We start from the raw sequence: 26265 nt of genomic DNA on the forward strand, positions 1-26265 counted from the left end.
ATCTGCCGCTCCAACAGTCCGGCTTACCGGCCCAATCTGCGCAGTGTGGCCCAGTGTGAATGCTATATTGCGGCAACACCGTGTCATGATACGCTGCCAACGCTCCGAACAGCCTGCTACAATGATTTTCTAAGAATTGGTAATATACAATCACACAATGTGATAGTCGGGCTCGGACCAATTGTGGCATTACGAGCCGGCTGAAAACCGACGGGGATTCTGGCAAGCATGGCAGGACGTTATTTTGGCACCGACGGCATTCGCGGGCGCGCCAACAAGTTTCCGATGACGGCTGAGATCGCGATGCGGGTCGGCATGGCCGCCGGCCTGTCGTTCCAGCGCGGCAGCCATCGCCACCGCGTCGTGCTCGGCAAGGACACCAGGCTGTCCGGCTACATGATCGAAAACGCCATGGTGTCCGGCCTGTGCGCGGCCGGCATGGATGTGTTCCTGCTCGGCCCGATCCCGACACCGGCGGTCGCCATGCTGGTGCGCTCGCTGCGCGCCGATATCGGCGTCATGATCTCGGCCTCGCACAACCCTTATTACGACAACGGCATCAAGCTGTTCGGTCCCGATGGCTACAAGCTCTCCGACGAGATCGAGGAGCGCATCGAGAGCATGCTCGACAAGGATATCGAACTGGCGCTCGCCGATTCCGACGGGCTCGGCCGCGCCAAGCGCGTCGACGGCGTGCATGACCGCTACATCGAATTCGCCAAGCGCACGCTGCCGCGCTCGATGTCGCTGTCGGGTCTCAGGATCGTCGTCGATTGCGCCAATGGCGCAGCCTACAAGGTGGCGCCCGCCGCACTTTGGGAACTGGGCGCCGAGGTCATTGCCATCAATGTCGATCCGAACGGTTTCAACATCAACAAGGAATGCGGCTCGACCCATCCGGCCGGCCTGCAGAAGAAGGTGCATGAAGTGCGCGCCGATATCGGCATCGCACTCGACGGCGATGCCGACCGTGTCGTCATCGTCGACGAGAACGGCACCATCGTCGACGGTGACCAGATCATGGCGCTGATCGCCGAGTCCTGGCACCAGAGCGGGCGACTGGCCGGCGGCGGCGTCGTCTCGACGGTGATGTCCAATCTCGGCCTCGAACGCTTCCTTGGCGACATGAAGCTGCAGCTGCATCGCACCAAGGTCGGCGACCGCTATGTCGTTGAGCATATGCGCGCGCACGGGTTGAATGTCGGCGGCGAGCAGTCGGGCCACATTGTGCTGTCCGATTTCTCGACCACTGGCGACGGGCTGGTCTCGGCGCTGCAGGTGCTGGCCTGCATCAAGCGGCAGAACCGGCCGGTCAGCGAATTGTCGAAGAAATTCGAGCCGGTGCCGCAACTGTTGAAGAATGTCCGCATCGCCGGCGGCAAGCCGCTTGAAGAAGCCTTGGTCAAGGCGGCGATCGAAGATGCGCGCAACCGTCTAGGCAAGGCCGGCCGCCTGGTTATCCGGCCCTCGGGCACCGAGCCGCTGATCCGCGTCATGGCCGAGGGCGACGACCCACAGCTGGTCGAGGCCGTGGTCAACGACATCGTCGACATCATCTCGGAAACGCGCAGCGCCGCCTGATTGCGCTGCCTCCGACGGGAGGGGCGAACTGCCGGCTCAAGACTTCAAGCCCGCCTGCAGGCGGGCTTTTTGTTTCGGCCAGGGTTGGTCCCAGCGTCATGGCGGCGGAGGCCGTTTGCTAAAATGTCGAGAATTCGTGGTTAATCGACAGGGTTAAACGCCTTTTAACTTTTGCAATTCATTATCCACAACTGAGGTCAAACACATTCGAGCGGATTCAAAGTTCCGACGGGTTCTCAGGGGTGACAAACATGTTCAATGCAGCAAAAATGGCTTTCCTTGCCGCGCTGTTCGCAGGCGTGGCCGGGCCAGTATTCGCCGCCGATCTGGCGGAGCCGCCAGTGGTCGAAGAGGCGCCGGCGCCGATCGCCTATGAACAGCCGGCCGATTTCGGCGGCTGGTACATCCGCGGCGATATCGACTATCACTGGTCGAAGTTCCGCGGTGGTGACTACACCACCTACAGCCCGGCACCGCCCCAACTCCCCGGTTCGTTCGCCTCCGGCAAGTTGAAGAGTTCCTTTTCGGCCGGCGCCGGTGTCGGTTACCAGGTCAACCGGTACTTCCGCACCGATCTGACCTTCGACTGGATGGGCAAGTCCAATTTCCGCGGCTCGACCAATGGTTTCTGCGGCGGCGGCATAGCTTGTACCTCCGTCGACACATCGTCCTATTCGGCGATGCTGCTCCTGGCCAATGCCTATGTCGATATCGGCACCTGGCACGGCGTGACGCCCTATGTCGGCGCCGGCATCGGTGGTGCCTGGGTCAAGTGGGATACGCTGCACAATACCGATCTCGATGGCTCCTTCGAGCACAGCGGCGGCAAGGGCTGGCGCTTTGCCTATGCCCTCATGGCCGGCGCCTCCTACTGCCTGACCGACCGGGTCAAGCTCGATCTCGGCTATCGCTACAGCCACATCAATGGTGGCAAGATGTTCAACTACGCCTCCGACAGCGATGTCGGCCCGGGCTTCGATCGCGGCATCAACGTGCACGAAGTGCGCGGCGGCCTGCGCTACCAGTTCGGCCGGTCGGACTGCGCCCCGCCGCCGGAGCCCTACGTTCCCGAACCGGAGCCGGTCTACACCAAGTAGTCGCTTCGAAATCCAGGAATTTGCGAACCGCCCGGCCATGCCGGGCGGTTTTTGTTTGCCGATTGCGGTGCACTTCCAGGCCGCGGCGTGCGGAGAGAAAGCCTATCGAAATCAAATCGGTAACGTCGCGTTATCCTTAACCCGCACTTAACCACTATGGTTAACAATGCCTACTGAAACGGCGCTTGCGATCAAAATGAAGAGCGCCAATTTCAGGAGCCGGGGACCCATGAATTTCAAATTGCTGACAGCGCCGGCACTTGCCGCACTCGCGCTTGCGCTGCTGACGCCGGCGCAAGCCGCGGACTACGATCCGCCGATCTATGTCGATCAGGCGCCGGACTATCAACCGGTCGAGGTCGGCTCGGGCTGGTATCTGCGCGGCGATGTCGGCTACGCGTTCAGCCATCCCTTCGAGCATGAGGAAGCGACAACCGGCCCGCTTAACAGCTTTACCGATGAGAGCAGCCTTTTCACAGGCAGTTTCGGTATGGGGTATCATGTCAACGACTATCTTCGGGTCGAGCTGAACGGCGGGATTCTTCCGACCGACAAATTCGGGGAACACGCCAAGTTGGCAGCCACTTGCGACGGCCATACGCTTGTGGACGACGGTTTTGGCACCATCAATTCCGTCGCGGCTACGCAGGCATGCGATCTTTCCGACAATGCTTCCAACAAAGGCTACAGCATCATGGCCAATGGCTATGTCGATCTCGGCACCTATGTTGGAATCACTCCATATCTTGGCGGAGGGGTCGGTGTCGCATACAATAAATATTACAGGAGCATTGGGGCGAAGGATTGCGTGGAAGTGGCCCCCAATTCGTCCGGCACGGGCGGGTTCTCTTGTGATGATCCGGCCGGTTACGAGGGTGCAACGGATAAGGAGGGCAAATTCAACCTTGCCTATTCGATCGGGGGCGGTCTTTCCTATCAGGTGGCCAAGAACGTGTCGGTTGACCTTGGCTACGAATATTTCTCGGTGCCGGGCGCCAAATACGTCGCTTATGACAGCGGCGCCTTCAACATCCACAAGGGCATCAATTATCAGACGGTCAAGCTCGGGCTGCGCTACGACCTCTGGTAGGCTGGCTGCAGATACGAAACCCGACGGCGGATCTCTTCGATCCGCCGTTTGCGTTTGGGCTCACGACATCCTGATCCCGGACTGCTTCTATCTTGTCAGCGACAAAAACTTTCCTCTTGACGCCTGAGGGCTGAACGCATATCGCCGTCCGTGGGCCACCCCTCCCCAACGAGGGGCCACTATCTGGAAGGATAGACCACGATGACGACGCATACGAAGCCCGGACTCCGTCCGGCAAACCCCAATTTCTCCTCAGGTCCCTGCGCAAAACGCCCCGGCTGGTCGGTCGAGGCGCTGAAGAATGCTGCGCTCGGCCGTTCGCACCGCGCCAAGATCGGCAAGACCAAGCTCGAACAGGCCATCGAGTTGACGCGCGAGATTCTCCAGGTTCCGGCCGATTACCGTATCGGCATCGTGCCGGCGTCGGACACGGGTGCTGTCGAGATGGCGCTGTGGTCGCTGCTCGGTGAACGCGGTGTCGACATGGTGGCATGGGAAAGCTTTGGCTCGGGCTGGGTGACCGATGTCGTCAAGCAGCTGAAGCTCGCCGATATCAGAAAGGTCGAGGCAGGCTATGGCGAACTGCCGGATCTCACCAAGATCGATTTCGACCGCGATGTGGTCTTCACCTGGAACGGCACGACCTCAGGCGTGCGCGTGCCGAATGGCGATTTCATACCGGCGGATCGCAAGGGCCTGACCATCTGCGATGCCACCTCAGCGGCATTCGCGCAAAAGCTCGATTTCCAGAAGCTCGACGTCGTCACCTTCTCCTGGCAGAAAGTGCTGGGCGGCGAGGGCGCACACGGCATGCTGATCCTGTCGCCTCGCGCCGTCGAGCGACTGGAAACCTACAAGCCGGCGTGGCCGCTGCCGAAAATCTTCCGCCTGACCTCGGGCGGCAAGCTGATCGAAGGCATCTTCAACGGCGAGACCATCAACACGCCGTCGATGCTGTGCGTCGAGGACTATCTCGATGCGCTTCATTGGGCGAAGTCGATCGGCGGTCTCGATGCGTTGATTGCCAGAGCCGATGCCAATGCCGCCGTGCTCGATGGCTTTGTCGACAAGTCGTCCTGGCTCGGCCATCTCGCGGTCGATGCGGCGACACGGTCCAACACGTCCGTATGTCTGTCCTTCACCGACGCCGATGTCGCGGCGCTCGACGCCAACGGGCAGGCGGCTTTCGCCAAGGCGATCGTCTCTGTGCTCGACAAGGAAGGCGTCGCGTACGACATCGGCTCCTATCGTGACGCACCTCCCGGTCTGCGCATCTGGTGCGGCGCCACCGTCGAGACCTCCGATCTCGAAGCGCTGCTGCCTTGGCTCGACTGGGCCTTCGCCACGCAGAAGGCTTCGCTGAAGGCCGCAGCCTGAGATTTCGTGGTGGCCTGCGGGCCGCCCTTTCCCGACAATCCAGTTCAAGGAGGCCGCCATGGCGCCCCGCGTTCTCGTCTCTGACAAACTCTCCACCACCGCCGTCCAGATATTCAAGGACCGCGGTATCGAGGTCGACTATTTGCCCGATCTCGGCAAGGACAAGGAAAAGCTGCTCGAAGTCATCGGCCAGTATGATGGCCTTGCCATCCGCTCGGCGACCAAGGTCACGGAAAAACTGATCAACGCAGCGACAAGACTCAAGGTCGTCGGCCGCGCCGGCATCGGTGTCGACAATGTCGACATCCCCGCGGCGAGCCGCAAGGGCATCATCGTGATGAACACGCCCTTCGGCAATTCGATCACCACGGCCGAACATGCGGTGGCGATGATCTTTGCACTCGCCCGGCAGATCCCGGAGGCCAATGCCTCGACCCATGCCGGCAAATGGGAAAAGAACCGCTTCATGGGCGTCGAGATCACCGGCAAGACGCTGGGCGTCATCGGCTGCGGCAATATCGGCTCGATCGTTGCCACGCGCGGCGTCGGCCTGAAGATGCATGTCGTCGCCTTCGATCCGTTCCTGTCGGACAAGCGCGCCGAGGAACTCGGCGTCGACAAGGTCGAGCTGGACGAGCTTTTCGCCCGCGCCGATTTCATCACGCTGCACACGCCGCTGACCGACAAGACGCGCAACATCATCGACGCGGCGGCGATCGCCAAAATGAAGAACGGCGTGCGCATCATCAATTGCGCGCGTGGCGGGCTCATCGTCGAAGCCGACCTGGTCGCGGCGCTGAAGAGCGGCAAGGTGGCGGGCGCCGGCGTCGATGTGTTCGAGGTCGAACCGGCGGAGAACAACGCGCTGTTCGGCATGGAGAATGTGGTGGCAACGCCGCATCTGGGCGCCTCGACAGCGGAAGCGCAGGAAAATGTCGCGCTCCAGGTGGCCGAGCAGATGGCCGACTATCTGATCAAGGGCGCGGTTTCGAATGCCATCAACATGCCCTCGATCACGGCCGAGGAAGCACCGCGGCTAAAGCCGTTCGTCAAGCTCGCCGAAGTGCTCGGCGCCTTTGTCGGCCAAGTCACCGAGGACCCGATCAACGAGGTCGAGATCCTGTTCGACGGCTCGACCGCGACGATGAACACGCGTGCCCTGATCAGTGCCGCGCTTGCCGGACTGATCCGGCCGCAGGTCGCCGACGTCAATATGGTGTCGGCGCCGATCATGGTGAAGGAGCGCGGCATCATCGTCGCCGAGGTCAAGCGCGACAAGTCGGGCGTGTTCGACGGCTACATCAAGCTGACGGTGAAGACCGAGCACATGACGCGCTCGATCGCCGGCACCTGCTTCTCCGACGGTAAGCCGCGCTTCATCCAGATCAAGGGCATCAATCTCGACGCCGAGGTCGGCCAGCACATGCTCTACACAACCAATGCCGATGCGCCCGGCATTATCGGCCTGCTCGGCACGGTGTGCGGCGAGAACGGCGTCAACATCGCCAACTTCCAGCTCGGCCGCAACCGGCCGGGCGGCGACGCGATCGCGCTGCTCTATCTCGACGCGCCGTTCCCGGAGAAAGTGCTGGAACAGGTCAAGGCGCACAAGTCCATCGACTCGGCCAAGCGGCTGCAGTTCGACGTCAACGCAATGTAGTTGACGGCGTGGCGGATGCGGCGGCCCTCCCCCCATCACTGGGGCGGCCGTCGCAGAGCCCGGTTCAGGTCAATTCGTCTGAGCCGTCGGAGACGCCTACGCGATGCCGATAGACCAGTTCCCAGCCCTTCCACCCTGTAAACAGCAGGATCAGAACCACGATCAGCGACAAGATAAAGCCGGTCGGGATCACAGCCGCCGCTCCACCGACATAACGCGAGTACCAGTTATAAAGCTCGATCAGCACGACGAGCACGTTGCCGCCGGCATGGAGCCATGCCGTCGTGAGATTGCGGATCTGAACATCGCCGAGGACATCCGTCAGGCCGGTAAGAGCGGCCAAGGCGCCCATGATCAGGCCGGCGCCGAGAAGCCAAAGCGATCCGGTGACCCACCCGGGATCGGCTGTTTGCCAGAAAATCAGATCGCAAACGAAGGTGCCGACAAAGAAGGCGATCGGAAACGGAATCAGCATTGGATGAATGGGGTGACCGGCAATGCTTGCTGTGCTGCGAGGGTTATGGCTCATCTTGTTGCCTCCCACGCAAGCAAACTCCGCCAGAGGTAAAATGTTCCAGGTCGGCGCGCGGCAGCAGTTATCGCGACGGCGGCGCAGCGCGGCAGCAGCCAAATGTTATCCGCGGCGGCCCGGTGCCGCCATCTTGCGCCCGCTGTATTCGGCGAGCGAAATGCCGCCCAGCACCAGGATGAGCGCCAGCGCCTGGTAGAGCTGGAATGTCTCGCCGACGATCAGCACTGACAGCAGCGTGCCGAAGATCGGCACCAGATTGATGAACAGCCCGGCACGGTTGGCGCCGATCAGTTCGTTGCCCCTGATGTAAGTGATCTGCGAAATGACCGAAGCGCCGATCGCGGTATAGACGATGACAACCCAGCCGCTGATATCGGGGACGATAACCTTGCCGGCGGCGACCTCCCACAGGAAGAACGGCAGCGAGGTGATGAGGGCAGCGATCGCCAGGGACAACATCAGGCTCTGCCAGCGCATCACCGGCTTCAGCCGCAGCCCGACCGAATAACCGCTGTAGAGGACGACCGCGACCAGCATGATGGCGTCGCCGAAATTGAGTTCCAATGTGAGCAGCCGGCGCGGATCGCCGTGGCAGGCAGTCAAGATGACGCCGAAGATGGTCAGCACCACGCCCGCAATCTGAGCCCAGCTCACGCGCAGGCGGAAGAAGAAGAAATTGGCAATGATGATCAAGACCGGCATCGCCGCCTGTTCGATCGAGACATTGATCGCCGTCGTGTAGTTGAGCGCGGTGTAGAAAATGGTGTTGAACAGAGTGAAGCCGCTGGCGCCAAGTGCAGCCAGGACGAACCAGTGTTTGCGCACCACCGGCCAGTCCTCCCTGATCGTGCGCCAGCCGATCGGCAGCAGGATCGCGACGGCCAGCACCCAGCGCAGGAAGACCAGCGTCATCGGCGAGACGTGATCGACCGCCAGCTTGCCGGCGACGGAATTGCCGCCCCACAACAAGGTGGTCAGCAGCAGGAACAGGTAGGCGCGTCGATGCATTGCGGGATTCCGGCCGCCTGGGAAGTTGTGTTTGCCGGCCTATTGCCCCCGCCGACGCAAGTAAATGATGTCAAAGCCGAAAATTGTTGTGCCTCAGGGCATTTTCGGCGGCAAAGAAAGGTCGCGCTTGCGAGGTCTTGACGCTATAGAGGCCTGTCGTTTCGAACCATATCCAGGCCGCCAGGGCGGCATCTCAAGGGAAAAGAAACATGGCCAATGTGGTGGTCGTCGGCTCGCAATGGGGCGACGAAGGCAAGGGCAAGATCGTCGACTGGTTGTCGGAGCGCGCCGACGTGGTCGTGCGCTTCCAGGGCGGCCACAATGCCGGCCATACGCTGGTCGTCGATGGCAAGGTCTACAAACTGTCGCTGCTGCCGTCGGGCGTGGTGCGGCAAGGCAAGCTGTCGATCATCGGCAATGGCGTCGTCTTCGACCCGCACGCCTTTGTCGCCGAAGTGGCAAAACTCAAGGCGCAAGGCGTCGAGGTCACGCCGGACCGCCTGAAAATAGCCGAAAACACCGCGCTTATCCTGTCGCTGCACCGGGAGCTGGACGGATTCCGCGAGGACGCCGCCTCCAATTCCGGGACGAAAATTGGCACGACGCGTCGTGGCATCGGCCCAGCCTATGAAGACAAGGTGGGCCGGCGCGCGGTTCGGGTGATGGATCTGGCGGATTTGGAAACGCTGCCCCTCAAGGTCGACAGGCTGCTGACGCATCACAATGCGCTGCGTCGCGGGCTTGGCCATGGCGAAGTCACGCATGAGGCGATCATGACCGAGCTGACCTCGGTCGCCGATGAGATCCTGCCCTATATGGACCGCGTCTGGAAAATCCTCGACGACAAGCGCCGCGCCGGCGAACGCATCCTGTTCGAGGGCGCGCAAGGCACGCTGCTCGACATCGACCACGGCACATATCCGTTCGTTACCTCGTCCAACACCGTTGCCGGCCAGGCAGCCGCCGGCTCGGGGGTGGGCCCCGGCGCCATCGGCTATGTCCTGGGCATCACCAAGGCCTATACGACGCGTGTCGGCGAAGGCCCGTTCCCGACCGAGCAGAAGAACGAGATCGGCGAATTTCTCGGTACGCGTGGCCACGAATTCGGCGTCGTCACCGGGCGCAAACGCCGTTGCGGCTGGTTCGACGCCGTGCTGGTGCGCCAGGCCGTCGCCGTCAACGGTATCAAGGGCATCGCCCTGACCAAACTCGACGTGCTCGACGGGCTGGATGAGATCAAGGTCTGCACCGGCTACCGTCTCGACGGCGAAACGATCGACTATCTGCCGGCCAGCCAGGGCGCGCAGGCGCGTGTCGAGCCGGTCTACGAGACGCTCGAAGGCTGGAAAGGCACCACAGCCGGCGCACGCAGCTGGAACGACCTTCCGGCGCAGGCCGTCAAATATGTCCGTTACATCGAGGAGCTGATCGGGGCACCCGTCGCGCTCCTTTCCACCAGCCCGGAACGGGACGACACGATACTTGTGACCGATCCGTTTCAAGACTAGTTTTCTGAAGCCTTTCCGGGCATCGCGGCCGATTTGCGGGGGCCGGCGCGGAAACAAAATACAGGTCGACTGAAGCATGGCAGATTTCGTTGCTATTCTGAAAAAGGCGCTCGACAAGCACGGCGACGAAACGCCCGAAAAGCGTACGCGGATCTATGACAGCGTTCGTACCATGCTGGCAAAGAAGCTTGCGGAGTATTCGCCGCCGCTGGCCGCCGAAGCCATAAGCACGCAGAAGCGATCCCTGGAAGATGCCATCTCGAGCGTCGAGCGCGACTATGCCAGGGCGGTGCCGGCATCCGATCCGCTGGCGGAGCTGGAGCACATCTTCTCCTCCATCGACCGCAACAAGAACCAGTCCAGTCATGTAAAGCCTTCCGCCACGCCTGCGCCGGCCTGGCAGCCGGCGAAACCCGTGCAGCCGGCGCCGACCGCCAGGACAGAGCCGAGCTGGCAGAGGCCCGCGCCGACACCGCCGTCGCCTGCGGCGCGTGCAGAAACCATCGACAAGCAAGCCGTGGAGCTGGACGCCGACGACGACAGCGCCGATGTGTTCGCCAATGACGAGCAGCCGGTCGCGGACACGTTCCAGCGCCTGCGCCCAGCCGAGCGCAGGCGCAGCTATGGCGGGTTGATCGCGGCTGTCGTCGCGCTTCTGGTGGTCGCCGGCGGCGGCTATGGCATCTGGCTGAACAAGGATGCCTTTGGCTCGATGCTGGGCCTCGGCGGCGACACCAAGACGGTCTCGACCGAACCGCTGGTAAAGCCGGCGCCGGCCAAGCCCGCGGCCGATGCACCGGCACCGGCCGCTGCCGGCGAGGGAACGAAGTTCACCCAGCGCCTGTCGCCCGAAGGCGGTGAAACCGACCCCGGTCCCGCGGCCGGTCAAAGCGGCATCGGCGAGGGCGAGTCCGTCGCCGCGCTGACCACACCGCCCCCCCCGGCTCCAGCGCCACCTGCGGCTCCAGCGCCTGCGACCCCGCCGGCCGGCGACGCCGCAGCCACGGGCGCGCCCGCCACGCCGGCGCCCGACGCTTCCGCCACGCCACCGGCAACGCCGCCCGCCGATGGCGTCGCACCGCCGGCCAATGGGGCAGCACCGGCTGATGCCGCCGCCACGCCGCCCGCTGCGCCGGCGGCCGCCGCTCCCGCGCCGACCGTTGCGGTCGGCCAGAAGGCGATCTTCTACGAGGAACGCACCTCGACCGCGCAAGGTTCGGCCGAACCCGGCAGCATCGTCTGGTCGCTGGTGCAGGAATCGCCCGGCGGCGACCTGCCGCCCGAGCCGGCGATCCGCGCCGAGGCGACCATTCCCGGCAAGGACATCCAGCTGCGCATGACCATCCGCCGCAATACCGACCAGACGCTGCCGGCCAGCCACATCATCGAGATGATCTTCCTGACGCCCGAGGGCTTTGACGGCGGTGGCGTCGACAACATCCTGCGCGTCGCCATGAAGAGTTCGGAACAGGATGCCGGCAGCCCGCTGATCGGCATTCCGGCCAAGATCGCCGACGGCTTCTTCCTGGTGGCGCTCAACGACACCAAGGCCGACGAGGACGCCAATATGACCTTGCTTCGAGGCCAGGACTGGATCGACGTGCCGGTGGTCTACAAGACCGGACGCCGGGCGCTGCTGACCATGGAAAAGGGCATTCCGGGCGAGAAGGTGTTCGACGAGGCGCTGAAGGCCTGGCAGGCCAAGACGGCAGGTTGACGGGCGGCAGTAGCGGCTGCCTTCGCTCAGAAGCCCTGGAACAGCATGTCGAGGGCGGCGACGATGTCGTCGTGATGTCTAGAAAGGTTTCCCTCTGGCATCCGCAATTCGGACGCGCTGAAGGCCGACACAAACTGTGTGACCATCACAAGATCTTTGCCGTTTATAGCGAAGGTCGGGTTCAGGCGGCGGCCAGGAAGCGGGGCAATCTCGGGCGGCATCAAAGGAACGACCACCCTCGTGCTCAGCCCTTCAAGCATATCTGACTGCACGTCGAGAAGATAACCGTCGCTCTCGGTACTCCGATAGAAATCGTAACGCGCCATCAGAACGGCCGGTGTTTAGCCAATGGCAGTCCGTTCTTTCGGACATATTCGTTGGAGCTTTCGATGGCTTCCCTGTTTTCTTCTTGCCATCGACGCGTTTTCTCCGCCGCAATCGCTTTCGCGATCCCTGCTTCGGCAGCGCGGGAGATGTTGATGCCCAACGCTTTGGCGTCCTTGATCAACTGAGAGTCAATGGACGTGTTGACAGAGGTCCGCTGAGTTTTTGGCGTCGATTGAAGCACGGAGATGCCTCCTTTCATGCGCACAATATACGCGCATAAAAGACCGCAGGCAATGCTACCCCTCCATCTCCTCACGCAGCATTTCCAGTTCCAGCCACTCTTCCTCGAGTGCGGCCAGCGTGGCGCGTTCCTTGTCGAGGGCGGCGATGGTCTTTTGGAACGAGGCCGGGTCGCGCTCGTAATAGGCGGGATCGGCGATGTTGTTTTCCAAACGCGAGATCGAGGCCATTACCGCCTCGATCTTCTTGGGCAGCGATTCCAGGGCGAATTTCTGCTTGAACGACAGTTTCTTCGACGGCCCTTTTGGCGCTGCCGGCTCGCTCTTGCCCGGCGCCGGCGCATCGCTGGCTTCGGCCTTGGCGCGCGCCTTGCGGTCGTCGAGCCGGGTGCCGCCGCGCTGCGCCAGCATGTCGGAATAGCCACCGGCATATTCGATCCAGCGGCCGCCTCCGTCCGGGGCGATGATGCTGGTGACGGTGCGGTCGAGGAAGTCGCGGTCGTGGCTGACCAGGATGACCGTGCCGGCAAAGCCGGCGACAAGTTCCTGCAACAGTTCCAGCGTCTCCATGTCGAGATCGTTGGTCGGCTCGTCGAGCACCAGAAGGTTGGCCGGCCGCGCCAGAACACGCGCCAGGAGCAGCCGCGCCCGTTCGCCGCCGGACAGCTCGCGCACCGGGGTGCGCGCCTGTTCCGGCTTGAACAGGAAATCCTTCATGTAGGACACGACATGGCGCTGCTCGCCATTGATGACGAGGTTTTCGCCGCGCCCGTCCGTGAGATACTGCGCCAGGGTCTCGGCCGGATCGACCGCCTCGCGCTTCTGGTCGAGCGTGGCGATTTCCAGATTGGTGCCGAGCCGCACCGAGCCGGCATCGGGCTTCATCTCGCCGGTGAGCATCTTCAACAGCGTCGTCTTGCCGGCGCCGTTCGGCCCGACAAGGCCGACGCGATCGCCGCGCTGGATGCGGGTCGAGAAGCCCTTGACCACGGTCAGGTCGCCAAAACTCTTCTCGATGTTCTTGGCCTCGATCACCAGCTTGCCGGATTCGGCGGCGTCGCTGGCCACCATGGTCGCCGAGCCCTCGGCGCCGCGATGGCCGCGAAAACGCTGGCGCATGGTCTGCAGTTCGCCCAGGCGGCGCATGTTGCGTTTGCGGCGAGCCGTCACGCCATAGCGCAGCCAATGCTCCTCGCGCACGATCTGGCGGCCGAGCTTGTGCTGTTCGCGCTCTTCCTCTTCCAGCACAAGGTCGCGCCATTCCTCGAAATGGCCAAAGCCCTTGTCGAGGCGGCGGGTCTGGCCACGGTCGAGCCAGACAGTGGCGCGCGAGACGCGTTCGAGGAAGCGACGGTCGTGCGAGATGACGATCAGCGCCGAAGACGTCCGGACAAGCTCTTCTTCCAGCCATTCGATGACCGACAAATCGAGATGGTTCGTCGGCTCATCAAGCAGCAGAATATCGGGTTCGGGCGCCATGACGCGGGCAAGTGCTGCGCGGCGCGCCTCGCCGCCGGAGAGATCGTTGGGGTTCTCCGTGCCGGCGAGGCCGAGATGCTCCATCAGATATGTGGCGCGGTAGGGATCGTCGGCAGGCCCAAGCCCCGCCTCGACATAGGCGCGCACATTGGCAAAGCCGTCCATGTCGGGCATTTGCGGGAGATAGCGCACCGTTGACGAAGGCTGGCGGAAGACCTCGCCGTCTTGCGGCTCGATCAGACCAGCAGCAATCTTCAGGAGCGTCGACTTGCCGGAGCCGTTGCGGCCGACGAGCGCGATCTTGTCACCGGCGGACGCCGTCAGTTCGGCGCCATCGAGCAGCGGCGTGCCGCCAAAGGTCAGTCTTATGCCGTCGAGGTTGAGAAGGGGCGGGGCCATGTCAGCTTTCAGGCAAGGGGTAGGGGTGGGCGAGCAGCAGCGCGCGGCCATGGCCGAGCGCGATTTCGAGGCCGCCCCCGGTCGTGTTGGACTTGACCTCGTTCGAGATGGTCAGCGACGAGCCGAACAAGACCTCGACATGGTCGAGCGGCCACTTCGCGCCGGACACGGTGAGGCCCGAAAGATCGGAAAAGCCGAGCACCGAAAACAGCGTTCCGTCGGCATAGTCGAAGCCGGCCTTGCCATGCAGCAGAGGGGCGCCTTCCTGCGCTCCGCTGGTCAACAGCACTTTTGTGCCGGCCTCGGCCAGCCGCAGGCTGAGCGCCAGATGGAGGAAGGCGTGGTCGGCGCGCTTGCCGCCGAAAGCGCCGGCCAGCACCAGGCTGGTGGCGCCGCGTTCCAATGCCGCCGCGATCGCCAGTTCGCCATCGGTCTTGTCCTTTTCGGGAGGAAACACCTCCCGCGGCACGGCGGCGAGATCGGCAGGCAGGTCCGCCGGCACAGAATCGAAATCGCCGACCCACAGCTCCGGCATCAGGCCGATCAGGCGGGCATGACCGATGCCGGCGTCGGCGGCGATGACGCGCGTGCCCGCGACCTGGCGGTCGAGCCGCGGCGTGCGGACGAGATCGCCGCCAAGCAAGATGGTGAATGTGCTCATATCCGCTGGCCCTTACCAGCCCCGCCGACGAAACGGAAGGCCGAGCGGCACCGTCACTCTTTGTTGGAGCATGATCTTTTTCCGGAAACGGATTCCACTTTCCGGGATCATGCTCGGGCAAACTTCCGCTTGCGTGGCACCTTGGCCGGGCCTATGTGTCGAAACGCTCTAACGGGGTGCCGGACGCGATCTTCGCGGACCGGCTGAGAGGCAGTCTCGCCAACCCGCTGAACCTGATCCGGTTTGTACCGGCGGAGGGATTAGACGCTTCGGACAGCCCGACGCCTCAATTCCTTTCAACACGAATGAAGGAGGCGCCGATGCGCATTTTTTTGTCCCGTCTTGTCCCAGCGCTGGGGCTTGCTGTTTCGCTACTGGCAAGCCCTGCGTGCGCGCAGGAAAAACTCACGATCTATACCTATGAGAGTTTCACTGCCGACTGGGGTCCAGGCCCCCAGGTGAAGAAGGAATTCGAGGCCGAGTGTGGCTGCAGCGTCGACTTCGTCTCGGTCGCCGACGGCGTCGCACTTCTCAACCGCGTCAAGCTCGAAGGTGCCTCGACCAAGGCCGATATCGTGCTTGGTCTCGACACCAACCTCACCGCGGAAGCCAAGGCTTCCGGCCTGTTTGTCCCACATGGCGCGGTGGCTGAAAACAACGTGCCGGGCGGCTGGAGCGACGACACTTTCGTGCCCTACGATTATGGTTATTTCGCCGTCGTCTACGACACCGAAAAGCTGAAGAGCCCGCCGAAGAGCCTGAAGGAACTGGTCGAGGGCGATGCCGCCGACAAGATCGTCATCCAGGATCCGAGGACGTCGACGCCGGGCCTCGGCCTGCTGCTGTGGGTCAAGTCGGTCTATGGCGACAAGGCGCCGGAAGCCTGGGCGAAACTCAAGGGCAAAGTGCTGACGGTGACGCCGGGCTGGAGCGAGGCCTATGGCCTGTTCTCCAAGGGCGAGGCGCCGATGGTGCTTTCCTATACGACGTCGCCGGCCTACCACATGGTGGCCGAGAACACCGGGCGCTACCAGGCGGCCTCGTTCGAGGAAGGCGAGTATCTGCAGGTCGAGGTCGCCGGCATCACCACCACGGGCGCGAAGAACCCGCTGGCGGCGAAGTTCCTGGCCTTCATGACCGGGCCGAAATTCCAGGATGTCATTCCGGAGACCAACTGGATGTTCCCGGCCGGGAAAACCGACAAGCCGCTCAATCCGGCTTTTGATAGGCTGGTCAAGCCGGCGAAGACCTTGCTGTTCAGCCCGGAAGAGGTCGCGGCAAATCGCAAGGCCTGGGTGGATGAATGGCTGGCGGTGATGAGCAAGTAGATTTGGCTGTATAGTCAAAAGATGAGTGCTCTACGGCGCCCCCCTCTGTCCTGCCGGACATCTCCCCCACGAGGGGGGAGATTGGCCTTTACGTTGACTTTCGCCAATCTCCGAAGCTGCAGGAATGAGCGGAGCGCTAAAACCGCCAATCTCCCCCTCGTGGGGGAGATGTCCGGCAGGACAGAGGGGGGCGCGAAGGAACGCGACGCCCGGTAAAGAGTGCAACGCTCTGACCCCCGCATCACGGCCGGCATTGTCGCGCTTGCGGCAATCGCGCTGCTGATCGGTGGCGCCTTCGCCGGCCTTATCCGCGAAGGCGCGCACGACCTTTCCGGCGCCGCGTCCGCCTTTGACCTCTATCTCCTGCGCGTTGTCCGCTTCACGCTCTGGCAGGCTGCGCTCTCGATGCTGCTTTCCGCCGTACCGGCGCTGTTCGTCGCCCGGGCGCTGTCGCGGCATCCGCGCTTCTTCGGACGCGGCTTCATCCTGCAGCTGTTTACTGTGCCCCTTGCCTTGCCGGCGATTGTCGCAGCGCTGGGCATACTGGCGCTCTATGGCCGCGCCGGTTATTTCGCCGCGATCGGTGGCCAGAGCTGGCCCGACATCTATGGGCTGCCGGGCATCCTCGTCGCCCACGTCTTCTTCAACCTGCCGCTGGCCACCCGGCTGTTCCTCGAAGCGCTGGGAACGGTGCCGGCCGATCAATGGCGGCTGGCGAGCCAGCTCGGCATGGGGGCGAGGCCAGCCTTCCGGCTGATCGAGTGGCCGGTGCTGCGCGCCGCGCTGCCGGGCGTCGCCGGGCTTGTCTTCATGCTTTGCATCACCTCCTTCACCATCGTGCTGATCCTCGGCGGCGGGCCGGCGGCGACGACGCTGGAAGTCGCCATCTATCAGGCGCTGCGTTTCGACTTCGATCCGGCGCGAGCGGTGACGCTGACGGTGCTGCAGATCGCGCTGACTTTTGCCGTCATGCTGGCGCTGACGCGGCTCGGCGCCAATGTGACCGGCGACGCCAATTTGCCTGTCGCGCCGCGCCGCTATCACTTGGCCGGCAAAGCAGAAACAGCGTTCAACGCCGTCCTGATCGTGCTCGCCTTGCTGTTCGTCGCCGGACCAATGGCGGCCACCGTCGCGTCCGGCCTCGACGCCGATCTCGGCCGGCTGGCGGGCGAGAGTGCCGTGCGTCAGGCGACGCTGACCAGCGCCGGTCTCGCCTTCTCGGCGGCGCTACTTTCGGTGGCGCTGTCGCTGTCGCTGATCATGGCGCGTCGGGCATTGTCGCTGCGCCGCCGGTCCAGTGCCCGTTCATTGCTCGAGCATGCCACCGACACCGGCGCCGGCTTCGTCCTCGTCGTGCCGCCCGTCGTCATCGGCGCCGGCTGGTTTCTCCTGCTGCGCACGGTCAGCGATGTCTTTGCCATCGCGCCGGTCATGGTCGTCACCGTCAATGCGGTGATGGCGATGCCCTTTGCCATCCGCGCGATGCGCCCGGCCTATGATGCGGCGAGCGAGCGCCATGAGAGGCTGTGCGCGCAGCTCGGGATTGCGGGCTGGAACCGGCTGCTTCTGGTCGACTGGCCGTCGCTCCGGCGGCCGCTGGCCACCGGCTTTGCCTTCGCCATGGCGCTGTCGCTCGGCGATCTCGGCGTCATCGCGCTGTTCGGCAGCGATTCGGTGCAGACCTTGCCCTATCTCCTGCTGGCGCGCATGGGCAGCTATCGCACGGCCGATGCTGCCGGGCTGGCTTTGCTGCTCGGGGCGGTCTGCCTTGCATTGGTGGTCGCGGCAGACTGGCTGGGACGGGGAGAGAGATCGTGACGTCCGCTGTGGAGAAAGGCACGACTGTCCGGCTGGACACGGTCTCGTTCAGCTATGGCGAAACGTCATTCCTGTTCGATGTCGAATTCGATACATCGAAGATCACCGCCATCATGGGGGCAAGTGGTTCGGGCAAATCGACCTTGCTCAATCTGGTGGCTGGTTTCGAGACGCCAGAGTCCGGTCGTGTGCTGATCGGCGGCGCCGATGTCGGCGCCGAGCCGCCTTCGGTGCGGCCGGTGTCGATGGTATTCCAGGAAAACAATCTGTTTGCTCATCTCTCGGTGGAGAGGAATGTCGGGCTCGGCCGCTCGCCATCGCTCAACCTGACCGACGCCGATCGCGCCGCAATCGCCGAGGCGCTTGACCGCGTCGGCCTGGCCGGCAAGGAAATGCGCCTGCCGCGCGAACTCTCCGGCGGCGAAAGGCAGCGCGTGGCGCTCGCCCGCGTTCTGGTGCGCGACCGGCCGGTGCTGCTGCTCGACGAGCCGTTCGCTTCGCTCGGGCCAGCGCTGCGCGACGACATGCTCGACCTGGTGGCCGGCGTTCATGCCGAGCGGGCGATGACGGTGCTGTTCGTCACGCATCAGCCGGAAGACGCTCGCCGTATCGGCGAGCAGATGGTTTTTCTGGACAATGGCAGGGTTGCCGCGACGGGACCTGCCGCCGATTTTTTCGACGGCACTGGCCCTGAAGCGTTTCGGCGCTATATCGGCGCAAGTTCGGGCGGATCACGCGATATTGCCCGGAAGCGGACATAATTTACGACCAAACCGGCTACAGGTGATGTGGCGCTTGCTTGCCATGGTCCAGTCGATGTGGCTAGGTCCGCTTAGTACTGGTCCGGCACGAGCCGTGATTTGCCCCTACAGCGCCGCACCCGGCCGGATGCGTAAACGCTGTAGGTTTTTTGATGTGTGCAGGATTGCCAACGAAAACCGATTTTTCGCTGGCGCGGACCCCGGTCCAAATCATGCGCCGAGAGCTGAAGGAACGCCGTGCTGCCGACCGGCACTGACACTTTGAAACGCAGACCGCTGGTGCGCTTCCTCGTGCTGGCCGGCCTTGCCGTGGCGCTGGCCAGCTGCCAGATGTTCACGCCTCCCGAAGTGCAGGAATCCGGCTTCCAGCCTTCCGACAAGCCGATCACGGTCGACAATGTCGCCGCCAACAGCAAGCTTGCCGAACTGGCGAAGGCGCAACATCCGCGCATCCTTGCCACCTATGGCGGCGAATATTCCGATCCCAAGCTCGAGCGCATGGTGGCCAAGGTTGTCGGCAGCCTGACCGTGGTGTCGGCCAATCCGACCCAGACCTATCGCATCACCATCCTCAATTCGCCCAACGTCAACGCTTTCGCGCTGCCGGGTGGCTATCTCTACGTCACCCGCGGCCTGCTGGCGCTGGCCAATGATTCGGCCGAACTCGCCGCCGTCATCGCGCATGAGATGGGCCACGTCACCGCCAATCACGGTCTGCAGCGACAGCAGCTCGAGGCCGAGGAAGGCCTGGCGACCAAGGTGGTCTCCGATGTGCTGGGCGACAGCCCGACCGCCAAGCAGGCATTGATCCGCGGCAAGCTGAGGCTGGCGCAGTTCTCGCGCAACCAGGAGCTGGAGGCAGACGCCATCGGCATCAAGTCGATCGGCGAGGCGGGTTACGATCCCTATGCCGCCGGGCGTTTCCTGCAGTCGATGTCGGCCTACACCGATTTCCGCTCGATCAGCGGCGCCACCGACGCCAGCCTCGACTTCCTGGCCACGCACCCCAACACGCCGCAGCGAATTGATCTGGCGCAGCGCCACGCCCGCCAGTTCGGCGCGCCGGGCATCGGCACCCGCGACCGCGATTCCTTCCTGGCCGGGATAGACGGCCTGCTCTATGGCGACACGCCGGAAGAGGGCTATGTGCGCGGCCAGACCTTCCTGCATCCGGGCCTCGGCGTTTCGTTCACGGTGCCCGACGGCTTCATCATCGACAATTCGGCGGCGGCGGTGACGGCGACCGGTCCCGGCGACATGGCGATCCGCTTCGACGGTGTGTCGATCGACAAGGATCGTGCGCTGACCGACTACATCAGAAGCGGCTGGGTGGCCGGTCTCGACGAGACCAGTGTGCGCCAGGAGACGATCGACGGCAACCAGGCGGCGACCGCGCACGCCGGCGCCGATGGCTGGCAGTTCGACATTGCGGTGATCCGCGCCGGCGGTCAGGTCTACCGGCTTTTGACAGCGGCCCCCTCGGCCAGCACGACACTCGATCCGGTGGCACGCTCGGTCAGCGGTTCGTTCCGCGTGCTCAGCCCCGCCGAGAAGGCGGCACTGAAGCCGCTGCATATCCGCGTCGTCACGGTACAGGCCGGGCAGACGATGGGCACACTTTCGGCGCAGATGGTCGGCGTCGACCGCAAGCTCGATCTGTTCCGCGTGCTCAACGCGATGTCGCCGGGCGCCTCGGTTTCGGCCGGCGACAAGGTCAAGATCGTCACGGACAGATAGCGCCGGTCTTCGTCAGAAACCCCAGCCTTCGTAGTGCTTTTTTCTGAGATAACTTTTCTGAGATAACTCGGGGTACCCCGTTCCTGGCAATCTCAGGCCGCCATGAACTCCGGATTCTGCTTCACCAGCGCGAGCTTGAGCTTTTCCATGGCGCGGGCCTCGATCTGCCGGACACGCTCCTTGGAAATGCCGAGCGTCTCGCCAAGCGCCTCAAGCGTCGCACCTTCGTCGCTCAGCCGGCGCTCCTCGATGATCCTGAGTTCGCGGGCATTGAGCGCGCGGAGCGCCGTCTTCAGCCACATCAGGCGCCGTTCGACGTCGATGGTGTCGCCGGCGACCTCGTCAGGCAATGGATCGTCCGAAATCAGGAAGTCCATCCGCTCGGTGGTGCCAGCTTCGTCGGCGAGCGGTGCGTTGAGCGAAGAGTCAGGTGCTGAAAGCCTGGAATCCATCTTCGCGACATCGGCCTCGGAGACGCCTAGGGCTACCGAGACTTCGCGGTAGAGCGTGGCGTTGGAGATCGGCTCGGCGCCATTGGCAAGACGGGCGCGCAGGCGCCGCAGGTTGAAGAACAGCGCCTTTTGCGCCGAAGAGGTGCCGCCGCGAACGATCGACCAGTTGCGCAGGATATAGTCCTGCATCGAAGCGCGGATCCACCATGTCGCATAGGTCGAGAAGCGCACCTCGCGCTCCGGCTCGAAACGCGCGGCTGCTTCCAGCAGCCCGACATGGCCCTCTTGGACCAGATCTCCGAGCGGCAGGCCGTAATGTCGGAACTTCGAAGCCATGGAGATGACCAGCCGCATATGGGCGACGGTGATCTGATGCAGCGCCTGCTGATCCTGGTCCTCCTTCCAGCGCAAGGCGAGAACATGTTCCTCATCGCGCTCGAGGTAGGGGGCTTTCATTGCCGTGCGGACCATGGTCCGTCCTGCCGTGTCTTCGATCATGCCGCGCTCCTGCTCCCGGACATTTTCGGACGGCCTGGCGGCCGTTATCTCTGTTTGACGCAATTCCGAAGGAAACCGCTTTCCCACTTTCCTGGAATTGCTTCGGGCCTAGCGCAGCCAAGGGTTCTTGAAATGGAAACGCGGCGCCCTACAACAAGCCATGAACGTGCCATACCGGGGATTGGTTCCGCCGCCGAGGGCGGTTGTTTTGTGCGGTCCGACAGGGCGCATCGACACCGCAGATCGGGACTATTGGCACCGATCGGAGCTGCTTTGAGAATCTGATTTCTGGATCGCCGTTTTTTTGAAATCTGGTTCCTTATTTTGCTGCGCTGTATCTGTCAGTTTCCGGCTCTCACAAGCGCCGGACACCGGCCAAGGACGGGATCACATAGAAATGAAATGGCTCAATTCGCTCATCATCGCCGGAACGCTGCAGGTTCTGGCTGTTACATCAGGCCACGCCGGCGCCAATCTCGACCAGATCAAGCAGGCCGGCACACTCAAGGTCGGCACCGAAGGCACCTATGCGCCCTTCACCTATCATGATGCTTCCGGCGCGCTGGTCGGCTTCGACGTCGAGATCGCCAAGGCGATCGGCGACAAGCTCGGCGTCAAGGTCGAGTTCCTCGAAGGCAAATGGGACGGGCTGATCGCCGGCCTCGACGCCAACCGCTACGACGCCGTGATCAACGAGGTCGGCATCACCGACGCGCGCAAGGCCAAGTACGATTTCTCCGATCCTTACATCGCCTCCAAGGCCGTGCTGATCGTGCGCGGCGACAACACCGACATCAAGACCTTCGCCGACCTCAAGGGCAAGAAGTCGGCACAGTCGTTGACATCGAATTTCGGCAAGCTCGCCGAGACCAACGGCGCCGAACTTGTCGGCACCGACGGCTTCGACCAGTCGATCCAGCTGCTGCTCACCGGCCGCGCCGACGCCACCATCAATGACAGCCTGTCTTTCCTCGACTTCAAGAAGCACAAGCCGGACGCCAATGTGAAGATCGCCGCGCAGGAAGAGAACGCCGACTATTCCGGCGTCATCGTGCGCAAGGGTGATCCGGAGCTGGTCGCGGCGATCAACAAGGCGCTGGCCGACATCAAGGCCGACGGCACCTACAAGAAGATCGCCGATACCTATTTCGGCCAGGATGTCTCGCAGTAAAGACCATCTCCCGGCGGTTTGCCGGCAATGACAAATAGCGGCGGGCCGTCTTTGACGGCTCGCCGTTATTCGCATGATATGAGAAGCACACAATCGCACTGCCGTCACCGCGGCGGTCTGTGAGGGAGGAGCCGTTCGTGCCGCACTGGCTACACCTGATGCTGGACTCGTTGCCGACACTGCTGTGGGCGGCGTTGATCTTCACCGTACCGCTGACATTGCTATCGTTCGCACTCGGCCTGTTCGTCGGCCTGGTTGTCGCCCTGGTGCGGCTGTTCGGCCCCAAGCCTCTGGTTGCCGTGGTCCGCTTCTATGTCTGGATCTTTCGCGGCACGCCGCTTCTGGTGCAGCTGTTCCTGATCTTTTACGGCCTGCCTTCGGTCGGCATATTGCTGGATGCTTTTCCGGCGGCGCTGATTGGCTTCACCCTCAACATAGGCGCCTACAGTTCGGAAATTATCCGCGCCGTGATCGGCTCGGTGCCGAAGGGCCAGTGGGAAGCGGCCTATTCGACCGGCATGACCTGGAGCCAGGCGATGCGGCGCACCATCCTGCCGCAAGCCGGCCGCGTCGCCGTGCCGCCGCTGTCCAACACCTTCATCTCGCTGGTCAAGGATACGTCGCTGGCCGCCGCCATCACCGTGCCGGAGATGTTCCAGGCGGCGCAGCGCATCGTCGCCACCACCTATGAACCGCTGATCCTCTATGTCGAGGCGGCGATCCTTTATCTGGCGATGAGCTCGGTGCTTTCGGCCTTGCAGACGCGGCTGGAGGAGCGGCTCAACCGCTATGGCGGCTTCCTGGAGGCGCGCTCATGATCGGCCTCACCGATATCGAAAAGCGCTTCGGCGACAATCTGGTGCTGAAGGGCGTGACGGTCACCATTGCCGAAGGCAGCGTCACCGCGCTTGTCGGTCCCTCCGGCGGTGGCAAGAGCACTCTGCTGCGCTGCATCAACCTGTTGGAGATCCCGACCTCGGGCATGGTGCGCATCGGCGACGAGACGCTGGAATTCCGTCCCGGCATCAAGATCCCCAGCCGCGACATCCAGCGCCTGCGGCTGCAGACCGGCATGGTGTTCCAGAACTTCCAGCTGTTCCCGCATCGCACCGCGATCGAGAACGTCATGGAAGGCCTGGTGACGGTGCTCAAATGGCCGACGGCAAAGGCGCGCGAGCGGGCACTGGCGCTGCTCGAGAAGGTCGGCATGGCGCACAAGGCGGACGATTGGCCGGCAACGCTGTCGGGCGGCCAGCAGCAGCGTGTGGCCATCGCCCGCGCCCTGGCGCCGTCGCCCAAGGTTCTGCTTTGCGACGAGCCGACCTCGGCGCTCGATCCGGAACTGGCGCAGGAAGTGGTCGACGTGCTCGGAAAACTCGCCAGCGAAGGCACCACCATGGTGATGGCCACGCACGACCTTCGCCTTGCCTCCAAGATCGCGCAGGAGGTGGTGTTCCTCGATGCTGGTGTCGTCGTCGAGAAGGGGCCGTCCACCGTGGTGTTCAGCAATCCGGAGCGGGAACGGACCAAGCGTTTTATTGCGACGCTGAAGCAGGAGGCGGAGAAGGAAGCCGGCGGCTGAGCCTTCTACGTTCCCCTTGTGGGGAGGTCGGACGGAAGGTCCGGGTGCGGTCTGGTGTCGTCCCCATCCTCGCTGCTTCGCAGCGACCCTGCCTGGGCGAGCCACGGGTCTCGCCCGTCCTTGGAACCCCACAAGGGGGTAAAAACAAAAACCCGGCACAAGGCCGGGTTTTTCATGATTTCGACGGTGAAAGCGATCAGGCAGCTTCTTCCTGCTCGGCTTCCTCATTGTCGGCCTTGGCGCCGCGCTTCGGGCCCTTGTTGAGGTTGACCTCGATCAGGCGCACGGCTTCGGTTTCCGACATGCGGTTGACTGCCGCGATCTCGCGCGCCATGCGGTCGAGTGCCGCCTCATAGAGCTGACGCTCGGAATAGGACTGTTCCGGCTGGTTGTCGGCACGGTAGAGGTCGCGCACGACTTCCGAGATCGAGATCAGGTCGCCCGAATTGATCTTGGCATCATATTCCTGCGCACGGCGCGACCACATGGTGCGCTTGACGCGGGCGCGGCCCTGCACGACCTTCAGCGCGCGCTCGACATAATCCTCTTCCGACAGCTTGCGCATGCCGATGGAGGTCGCCTTGGCGACCGGAACCTTCAGGCGCATCTTGTCCTTCTGGAAGTCGATGACGAACAGTTCCAGCTTGTGGCCCGCAACTTCCTGCTCGTCGATCGAGACGATCTGGCCGACGCCGTGTGCCGGATAGACGATGTACTCGCCGGTCTTGAAACCGTGGCGTGCCGAGGTGGACTTCTTCTGCGGGGTGATCGTTGCCATTACGCCCTGAACTCCTTGTTGTGGCACCGGCGGCCTGCCGGTCCGAACGCATGCGACCGGGGACACCGATCGTTAGCCGCACAACAGATGAACCCATCGGAAAAAGCCGGGACCGGCAAACCGCATACATAGCGACTGCCTGGCCCAGATCGCTCTGGTCCGATTGGGGATTTCACCTTTCAGTGATTTGGGGCGCTTGCGCCATAAATCGACGTTGTGTCACCGGCATGTTTCAACTGGTGTAGCACAAAAAGTCGGAAGAATCAAGGTTTTGCTGCAAACGCGAAGGTCGAGCGCCATCGCCGCCTGTCAAGGCAGTTAATGTATGATGCGCGTTACGCAGCGTTATGACGATCCAATAGGCCGCACTTTTTTGCTTTGCGCATCACCCTTTCCGAAATCGATTCCGATTCCAGCGTCATGTGCTCAGTCGCCTTCGCCGGGCTCGGCGGAGAAATATTTCTCGAACTTGCCGGCTTCGCCGTCGAAGCTCTTGGCATCTGCCGGAGGCTCCTTCTTGGCGGTGATGTTGGGCCATTTCTCGGCGTATTCGGTGTTGACCTGCAGCCATTTGTCGAGGCCCGGCTCGGTGTCGGGCTTGATTGCATCGGCCGGGCATTCCGGTTCGCAGACGCCGCAGTCGATGCACTCGTCGGGATGTATGACAAGCATGTTCTCGCCCTCGTAGAAGCAGTCGACCGGACAGACCTCGATGCAGTCCATGTACTTGCATTTGATGCAGTTGTCGGTCACGACATAGGTCATTGGTCGGCTCCGGGACGTCCCGTTCTTGCTAGAGCGACGTGCGTCCACTTGGACGCATAAAGTACGCTCTGACACTTTGAATCTGCGCATCGTGCCTTCCGAAAAATCGATTTCCGATTTTCGGGCCGATGCGGCGGCTTTTTTGGTGAGGTAACGCCTTTGCCTGCCGCTTGCAAGGGCAGCCATTGCAGGCGGGGCCCGCGTGTCCGGAATGAAATTCCAGACCGCCGGCATGGCGCAGACAGCCAAGGCTTCAGTCTTCGCCGAACAGCCGGTCGGTTTGCCTGCGCTCTTTCTTGGTCGGCCGGCCGCTGCCGGCGTCGCGCAGCGCCGGAATGGCATCGGCAACAGCCTCGCCTTTTGGGACCGGCGGCGGGGACATGTCCTCGTAGAGCGTGCGCGCTTCCTCGGCCGGACCGCGCCGCACGCCGGTGCCAAGCACCTTCCAAACGAAGATGCGGCGCTCGTGCGTAATGGTCAAAACGTCGCCAGGCTTGACCAGATCGGAGGCCTGCGCTGCTTTGTCGCTGTTGATGCGGACGCGTCCGGCGACGACCAGCTTGGCCGCCAGCGAGCGCGATTTTATCGCGCGCGAAAAGAACAGCCACTTGTCGATGCGCTGACGACCTTCAGCAACCATCGCAGCGAGTTATCTCTTGTTGGAGCATGATCTTGTCCGAAAACCGGTTCCACTTTTCGG

General features: G+C 63.0%; 24 protein-coding genes and 1 riboswitch. Of the genes, 14 read left to right on the forward strand and 10 right to left on the reverse strand.

The genetic code is table 11. The annotated features are described in order from the left end of the window. Nucleotides 1-228: 228 nt before the first annotated feature. The 5 genes from glmM to serA all read left to right on the forward strand — a co-directional run bounded on the left by glmM (nucleotide 229) and on the right by serA (nucleotide 6805). Nucleotides 229-1581: a phosphoglucosamine mutase gene (gene glmM, locus NLY42_RS09940; RefSeq protein ID WP_023704880.1), complete on the forward strand. Its 1353-nt coding sequence runs from the start codon at nucleotides 229-231 to the stop codon at nucleotides 1579-1581. Nucleotides 1582-1832: 251 nt separating this feature from the next. Beyond that, nucleotides 1833-2678, forward strand: coding sequence for an outer membrane protein (locus tag NLY42_RS09945; protein ID WP_023673590.1), 846 nt, complete (start codon nucleotides 1833-1835; stop codon nucleotides 2676-2678). Between the two features lie 229 nt (nucleotides 2679-2907). Continuing rightward, nucleotides 2908-3768 (forward strand): outer membrane protein, encoded by an 861-nt coding sequence (locus NLY42_RS09950; protein ID WP_023694608.1) that lies wholly within the window; start codon nucleotides 2908-2910, stop codon nucleotides 3766-3768. Nucleotides 3769-3969: 201 nt separating this feature from the next. Further along, nucleotides 3970-5145 (forward strand): phosphoserine transaminase, encoded by a 1176-nt coding sequence (locus tag NLY42_RS09955; protein ID WP_023737853.1) that lies wholly within the window; start codon nucleotides 3970-3972, stop codon nucleotides 5143-5145. Nucleotides 5146-5203: 58 nt separating this feature from the next. Beyond that, nucleotides 5204-6805: a phosphoglycerate dehydrogenase gene (gene serA / locus NLY42_RS09960; RefSeq protein WP_023699182.1), complete on the forward strand. Its 1602-nt coding sequence runs from the start codon at nucleotides 5204-5206 to the stop codon at nucleotides 6803-6805. A gap of 64 nt (nucleotides 6806-6869) precedes the next feature. Here the strand turns inward: serA and NLY42_RS09965 are convergent, their stop codons facing one another. Together NLY42_RS09965 and NLY42_RS09970 are read right to left on the reverse strand one after the other, a co-directional pair. Further along, nucleotides 6870-7334: a DUF2231 domain-containing protein gene (locus tag NLY42_RS09965; protein WP_023755561.1), complete on the reverse strand. Its 465-nt coding sequence runs from the start codon at nucleotides 7332-7334 to the stop codon at nucleotides 6870-6872. Nucleotides 7335-7439: 105 nt separating this feature from the next. After that, nucleotides 7440-8345 carry a DMT family transporter gene (locus NLY42_RS09970; protein WP_023755562.1) on the reverse strand — a complete coding sequence of 302 codons (906 nt, stop codon included), beginning with the start codon at nucleotides 8343-8345 and terminating at the stop codon, nucleotides 7440-7442. A 209-nt stretch (nucleotides 8346-8554) separates the two neighbouring features. Between NLY42_RS09970 and NLY42_RS09975 the strand changes: the two genes are divergently transcribed. Further along, nucleotides 8555-9853, forward strand: coding sequence for an adenylosuccinate synthase (locus tag NLY42_RS09975; protein ID WP_023684197.1), 1299 nt, complete (start codon nucleotides 8555-8557; stop codon nucleotides 9851-9853). Between the two features lie 76 nt (nucleotides 9854-9929). Next, a complete protein-coding gene (locus tag NLY42_RS09980; RefSeq protein WP_027050813.1) occupies nucleotides 9930-11570 on the forward strand; it encodes a hypothetical protein in 1641 nt (546 codons plus the stop codon). A 26-nt stretch (nucleotides 11571-11596) separates the two neighbouring features. Here NLY42_RS09980 and NLY42_RS09985 read toward each other — a convergent pair whose 3' ends face one another. Genes NLY42_RS09985 through NLY42_RS10000 form a run of 4 tightly spaced genes read right to left on the reverse strand, consistent with a single transcriptional unit; the run spans nucleotide 11597 to nucleotide 14675 of the window. Continuing rightward, the gene (locus NLY42_RS09985) at nucleotides 11597-11896 is read right to left on the reverse strand and encodes a CcdB family protein (protein WP_023673676.1); all 300 of its coding nucleotides are present in this window, start codon (nucleotides 11894-11896) and stop codon (nucleotides 11597-11599) included. Beyond that, the gene (locus NLY42_RS09990) at nucleotides 11896-12138 is read right to left on the reverse strand and encodes a type II toxin-antitoxin system CcdA family antitoxin (RefSeq protein ID WP_023693600.1); all 243 of its coding nucleotides are present in this window, start codon (nucleotides 12136-12138) and stop codon (nucleotides 11896-11898) included. The genes NLY42_RS09985 and NLY42_RS09990 overlap by 1 nt, the downstream gene beginning before the upstream one ends. A gap of 55 nt (nucleotides 12139-12193) precedes the next feature. Beyond that, complete coding sequence (locus tag NLY42_RS09995; RefSeq protein WP_023737032.1) at nucleotides 12194-14014, reverse strand: ABC-F family ATP-binding cassette domain-containing protein; 1821 nt, start codon at nucleotides 14012-14014, stop codon at nucleotides 12194-12196. Between the two features lies 1 nt (nucleotide 14015). Beyond that, nucleotides 14016-14675 carry a thiamine diphosphokinase gene (locus NLY42_RS10000; protein ID WP_023737031.1) on the reverse strand — a complete coding sequence of 220 codons (660 nt, stop codon included), beginning with the start codon at nucleotides 14673-14675 and terminating at the stop codon, nucleotides 14016-14018. Nucleotides 14676-14837: 162 nt separating this feature from the next. Then, a riboswitch (TPP riboswitch) is annotated at nucleotides 14838-14952 on the forward strand. Nucleotides 14953-14995: 43 nt separating this feature from the next. On the opposite strand from NLY42_RS10000, the gene thiB reads away from it, so the two are divergent. The 4 genes from thiB to NLY42_RS10020 all read left to right on the forward strand — a co-directional run bounded on the left by thiB (nucleotide 14996) and on the right by NLY42_RS10020 (nucleotide 20319). Next, a complete protein-coding gene (gene thiB, locus NLY42_RS10005; protein WP_023754101.1) occupies nucleotides 14996-16003 on the forward strand; it encodes a thiamine ABC transporter substrate binding subunit in 1008 nt (335 codons plus the stop codon). 219 nt (nucleotides 16004-16222) lie between these two features. Continuing rightward, complete coding sequence (gene thiP / locus NLY42_RS10010; RefSeq protein WP_023754102.1) at nucleotides 16223-17821, forward strand: thiamine/thiamine pyrophosphate ABC transporter permease; 1599 nt, start codon at nucleotides 16223-16225, stop codon at nucleotides 17819-17821. Further along, the gene (gene thiQ / locus NLY42_RS10015; protein ID WP_027050812.1) at nucleotides 17818-18582 is read left to right on the forward strand and encodes a thiamine ABC transporter ATP-binding protein; all 765 of its coding nucleotides are present in this window, start codon (nucleotides 17818-17820) and stop codon (nucleotides 18580-18582) included. Before thiP ends, thiQ begins: the two co-directional genes overlap by 4 nt. Before the next feature lie 330 nt (nucleotides 18583-18912). Continuing rightward, the gene (locus NLY42_RS10020) at nucleotides 18913-20319 is read left to right on the forward strand and encodes a M48 family metalloprotease (protein WP_245260137.1); all 1407 of its coding nucleotides are present in this window, start codon (nucleotides 18913-18915) and stop codon (nucleotides 20317-20319) included. A 92-nt stretch (nucleotides 20320-20411) separates the two neighbouring features. Here NLY42_RS10020 and NLY42_RS10025 read toward each other — a convergent pair whose 3' ends face one another. Then, the gene (locus NLY42_RS10025; RefSeq protein WP_023685806.1) at nucleotides 20412-21269 is read right to left on the reverse strand and encodes an RNA polymerase factor sigma-32; all 858 of its coding nucleotides are present in this window, start codon (nucleotides 21267-21269) and stop codon (nucleotides 20412-20414) included. A 397-nt stretch (nucleotides 21270-21666) separates the two neighbouring features. On the opposite strand from NLY42_RS10025, the gene NLY42_RS10030 reads away from it, so the two are divergent. The 3 genes from NLY42_RS10030 to NLY42_RS10040 all read left to right on the forward strand — a co-directional run bounded on the left by NLY42_RS10030 (nucleotide 21667) and on the right by NLY42_RS10040 (nucleotide 24022). Then, nucleotides 21667-22440, forward strand: a complete 774-nt coding sequence (locus NLY42_RS10030; RefSeq protein WP_023673667.1) for an amino acid ABC transporter substrate-binding protein — start codon at nucleotides 21667-21669, stop codon at nucleotides 22438-22440. Between the two features lie 137 nt (nucleotides 22441-22577). After that, nucleotides 22578-23258: an amino acid ABC transporter permease gene (locus tag NLY42_RS10035; protein WP_023754105.1), complete on the forward strand. Its 681-nt coding sequence runs from the start codon at nucleotides 22578-22580 to the stop codon at nucleotides 23256-23258. Continuing rightward, nucleotides 23255-24022, forward strand: coding sequence for an amino acid ABC transporter ATP-binding protein (locus NLY42_RS10040; RefSeq protein WP_023673665.1), 768 nt, complete (start codon nucleotides 23255-23257; stop codon nucleotides 24020-24022). The genes NLY42_RS10035 and NLY42_RS10040 overlap by 4 nt, the downstream gene beginning before the upstream one ends. A 196-nt stretch (nucleotides 24023-24218) precedes the next feature. Here the strand turns inward: NLY42_RS10040 and NLY42_RS10045 are convergent, their stop codons facing one another. The 3 genes from NLY42_RS10045 to NLY42_RS10055 form a co-directional block, all read right to left on the reverse strand. Continuing rightward, nucleotides 24219-24800, reverse strand: a complete 582-nt coding sequence (locus NLY42_RS10045) for a CarD family transcriptional regulator (protein ID WP_023673664.1) — start codon at nucleotides 24798-24800, stop codon at nucleotides 24219-24221. Nucleotides 24801-25226: 426 nt separating this feature from the next. Beyond that, nucleotides 25227-25565, reverse strand: coding sequence for a ferredoxin FdxA (gene fdxA, locus NLY42_RS10050; RefSeq protein WP_013529180.1), 339 nt, complete (start codon nucleotides 25563-25565; stop codon nucleotides 25227-25229). Nucleotides 25566-25818: 253 nt separating this feature from the next. Then, complete coding sequence (locus NLY42_RS10055; RefSeq protein WP_023748301.1) at nucleotides 25819-26205, reverse strand: RNA-binding S4 domain-containing protein; 387 nt, start codon at nucleotides 26203-26205, stop codon at nucleotides 25819-25821. Nucleotides 26206-26265: the final 60 nt, after the last annotated feature.

Origin of the sequence: Mesorhizobium sp. C372A, from assembly GCF_030323245.1 — a bacterium.
In the GTDB taxonomy this organism is placed as follows: Bacteria; Pseudomonadota; Alphaproteobacteria; order Rhizobiales; family Rhizobiaceae; genus Mesorhizobium.

Excerpts from the sequence above, each read along its gene's own strand:
- glmM (WP_023704880.1), top strand. The coding sequence starts at position 229 with ATGGCAGGACGTTATTTTGGCACCGACGGCATTCGCGGGCGCGCCAAC.
- NLY42_RS09945 (WP_023673590.1), top strand. The coding sequence starts at position 1,833 with ATGTTCAATGCAGCAAAAATGGCTTTCCTTGCCGCGCTGTTCGCAGGC.
- NLY42_RS09950 (WP_023694608.1), top strand. The coding sequence starts at position 2,908 with ATGAATTTCAAATTGCTGACAGCGCCGGCACTTGCCGCACTCGCGCTT.
- NLY42_RS09955 (WP_023737853.1), top strand. The coding sequence starts at position 3,970 with ATGACGACGCATACGAAGCCCGGACTCCGTCCGGCAAACCCCAATTTC.
- serA (WP_023699182.1), top strand. The coding sequence starts at position 5,204 with ATGGCGCCCCGCGTTCTCGTCTCTGACAAACTCTCCACCACCGCCGTC.
- NLY42_RS09965 (WP_023755561.1), bottom strand. The coding sequence starts at position 7,334 with ATGAGCCATAACCCTCGCAGCACAGCAAGCATTGCCGGTCACCCCATT.
- NLY42_RS09970 (WP_023755562.1), bottom strand. The coding sequence starts at position 8,345 with ATGCATCGACGCGCCTACCTGTTCCTGCTGCTGACCACCTTGTTGTGG.
- NLY42_RS09975 (WP_023684197.1), top strand. The coding sequence starts at position 8,555 with ATGGCCAATGTGGTGGTCGTCGGCTCGCAATGGGGCGACGAAGGCAAG.
- NLY42_RS09980 (WP_027050813.1), top strand. The coding sequence starts at position 9,930 with ATGGCAGATTTCGTTGCTATTCTGAAAAAGGCGCTCGACAAGCACGGC.
- NLY42_RS09985 (WP_023673676.1), bottom strand. The coding sequence starts at position 11,896 with ATGGCGCGTTACGATTTCTATCGGAGTACCGAGAGCGACGGTTATCTT.
- NLY42_RS09995 (WP_023737032.1), bottom strand. The coding sequence starts at position 14,014 with ATGGCCCCGCCCCTTCTCAACCTCGACGGCATAAGACTGACCTTTGGC.
- NLY42_RS10000 (WP_023737031.1), bottom strand. The coding sequence starts at position 14,675 with ATGAGCACATTCACCATCTTGCTTGGCGGCGATCTCGTCCGCACGCCG.
- thiB (WP_023754101.1), top strand. The coding sequence starts at position 14,996 with ATGCGCATTTTTTTGTCCCGTCTTGTCCCAGCGCTGGGGCTTGCTGTT.
- NLY42_RS10020 (WP_245260137.1), top strand. The coding sequence starts at position 18,913 with ATGTTCACGCCTCCCGAAGTGCAGGAATCCGGCTTCCAGCCTTCCGAC.
- NLY42_RS10025 (WP_023685806.1), bottom strand. The coding sequence starts at position 21,269 with ATGATCGAAGACACGGCAGGACGGACCATGGTCCGCACGGCAATGAAA.
- NLY42_RS10030 (WP_023673667.1), top strand. The coding sequence starts at position 21,667 with ATGAAATGGCTCAATTCGCTCATCATCGCCGGAACGCTGCAGGTTCTG.
- NLY42_RS10040 (WP_023673665.1), top strand. The coding sequence starts at position 23,255 with ATGATCGGCCTCACCGATATCGAAAAGCGCTTCGGCGACAATCTGGTG.
- NLY42_RS10045 (WP_023673664.1), bottom strand. The coding sequence starts at position 24,800 with ATGGCAACGATCACCCCGCAGAAGAAGTCCACCTCGGCACGCCACGGT.
- fdxA (WP_013529180.1), bottom strand. The coding sequence starts at position 25,565 with ATGACCTATGTCGTGACCGACAACTGCATCAAATGCAAGTACATGGAC.
- NLY42_RS10055 (WP_023748301.1), bottom strand. The coding sequence starts at position 26,205 with ATGGTTGCTGAAGGTCGTCAGCGCATCGACAAGTGGCTGTTCTTTTCG.